Here is a 1,792-nt window from a genome sequence, read left to right as displayed (position 1 = left end):
TGCAGTTTCATGGTGTGGGGGCCAGCCAGTCGTCGACCTTTTTCAAGGTCCGTTCAAAGCCGCTCAGTTCCTCGGGCTTGCCGGTGCCGTCGCCCCCACCAGCGGCGCCGCCGCCAACCGCCGAACCTGGGCCGGATTGCGACGTGACGCCGTTGCCGGCGCGGCGGTTCTCCACCCGCTCGGGGTTGGACAGTTTTTCAGATAGGGTGAACTGCACCAGCCAGGCGTTTAGAGAGTCGTCTTCGCGGGCGCTCACACCGTCGGAGAACTGCACTTCACGGATCCCGAACGCGGCGGCGGTGTCGTTGACGATGCGGTACATCTTGAGTTGGCCACCGCCGGCCGTGGCCTCGGCCAGGCGCATGAGGTTGCGCAGTTGCACCTGGTCAACAAACGGAATCATCAACGCGACCGTCAAGGTTTTGGGCTTGAAGCCCTTGTGTGCCGTCTGGCTGTTGCTGGTCTGCCCCGACAGATCGTCGCTTTCAATACGCAGGTTGGCCGTGATTTTCAGGCGTTTGCCCAGGATCTGTTGGCCGTCGAGTAATAGCGTCATAGGCCGACCAGCTCCCGAACAAAGCTCAGGCCATCCCGCGAACCGACCAACAACACGCCGGCGCATAGCACCCACTCGTGACCAGGTGCATCACCCTGCAACAACGCACGGCGCAGCTCGTTGTTGTCACCCGGGCCCAGGATCCGCGCACGCATGCTGTGATCGGCATTGCCACCGGCCAGCAAAGCTTTCAGTTCGTTCAACTGCTTATTGCGGTCCTGCTGCTGGGCAGCTTTACGGCCGGCCAGCGCTGCCAAGTCCCCCATGGGTGAGCTGTCGGCCGCGTAGCTCTCCAAGACGGCAATCTGGCCGGCCATGGATTGCTTGGCCGCTTTGACCAGCGTGCAGCGCTCCAGGGGCAGAGCAGACCAACGCGGCAAAGGCCCGGCGCTGGGGATCTCCCACTTTTCAGTTTCCAGGCGCGATAGGTTCCGCGCCCGACGTTCGGCGCGCACCAGGTCAGGGATCGGTAGCAATGCATTAAAGCGCGCCAGGGTCTCGGCGAACTGATCCAGGCGCGTGCCCAGGAACATCAGTGACAGCGCGTACTGAGGTCCAGCCGGCCGGCCGCTATCAGTGGTGTCGACCAGTTTGGCGGCCAGTTGCTGCAGCAAATTCGGCGCGGACAAAAACCGCTGGTGGCCACGGCCCTGCCCTATCCCGCTTTGAAACGGCGTCACGGCCAGGCACGCCGGCGCCTCGCCCATCTGCCCGGCCAATGCTGTACGGCCGGCCTCGATCGCGCCCTTCGCTGCATTGCCCACCGGGCCCGGGTTTGTGCTGGTCATGCCGTCCAAACCCGCAAGGCGTTTCGCCGTGCCGGCCAACTCGCCGCCGGCGAGACCCTGCGCCGCTGCCAACTGGCTCATCCACTGGGTGGACTGCTCGGGCCAACGCATGGTCACGGGCGCCCAGGTAACACTTGGAGTGCTTACCACTTCACAGCCTCCAGTGCTTCGAGGTCACCTGCGCTAAACGCATCATCCAACAGTTGCTTGAGTGCGTATGCCTTCTGCAATAGCTGCTGCTTGATCAGAGTGAAGTCGTCACCGACCTGCCGGATCTGCGCGTAGGTATGCGGGCGAAACTCCCTCACTCCAGCCTCATCACGGCAGGCGTAGAGCGTGTCCAGCCCAGCAAGCACGGCACCGGTCAAATTGAGTTGGTCGTTCAGTTCGCTGCTGTACTGATGGCGCATGCCCAAGGCCGAGGACCAAAACCCAGCGGTGATAGCCG

General features: G+C 63.3%; 2 protein-coding genes and 1 pseudogene. All 3 read right to left on the bottom strand.

Features of this window, described 5'->3' with window-relative positions:
* Positions 1 to 7: 7 nt before the first annotated feature.
* Positions 8 to 556 (bottom strand): DNA-binding protein, encoded by a 549-nt coding sequence (locus tag EJD88_RS19230; RefSeq protein WP_158878766.1) that lies wholly within the window; start codon positions 554 to 556, stop codon positions 8 to 10.
* Complete coding sequence (locus EJD88_RS19225; protein ID WP_158878765.1) at positions 553 to 1,455, bottom strand: hypothetical protein; 903 nt, start codon at positions 1,453 to 1,455, stop codon at positions 553 to 555. The genes EJD88_RS19230 and EJD88_RS19225 overlap by 4 nt, the downstream gene beginning before the upstream one ends.
* A gap of 32 nt (positions 1,456 to 1,487) precedes the next feature.
* Positions 1,488 to 1,792: pseudogene (locus EJD88_RS19220) on the bottom strand (hypothetical protein); the annotation flags it as partial.

Source organism: Pseudomonas sp. PB105 (genome assembly GCF_009764655.1).
Lineage (GTDB): Bacteria > Pseudomonadota > Gammaproteobacteria > Pseudomonadales > Pseudomonadaceae > Aquipseudomonas > Aquipseudomonas cyclaminis.
This window is presented reverse-complemented; position numbering and strand designations above follow the sequence as displayed.

What these genes read in the sequence shown, in the direction of transcription:
- EJD88_RS19230 (WP_158878766.1), bottom strand. Translation starts at nt 556, where the DNA reads ATGACGCTATTACTCGACGGCCAACAGATCCTGGGCAAACGCCTGAAA.
- EJD88_RS19225 (WP_158878765.1), bottom strand. Translation starts at nt 1,455, where the DNA reads ATGCGTTGGCCCGAGCAGTCCACCCAGTGGATGAGCCAGTTGGCAGCG.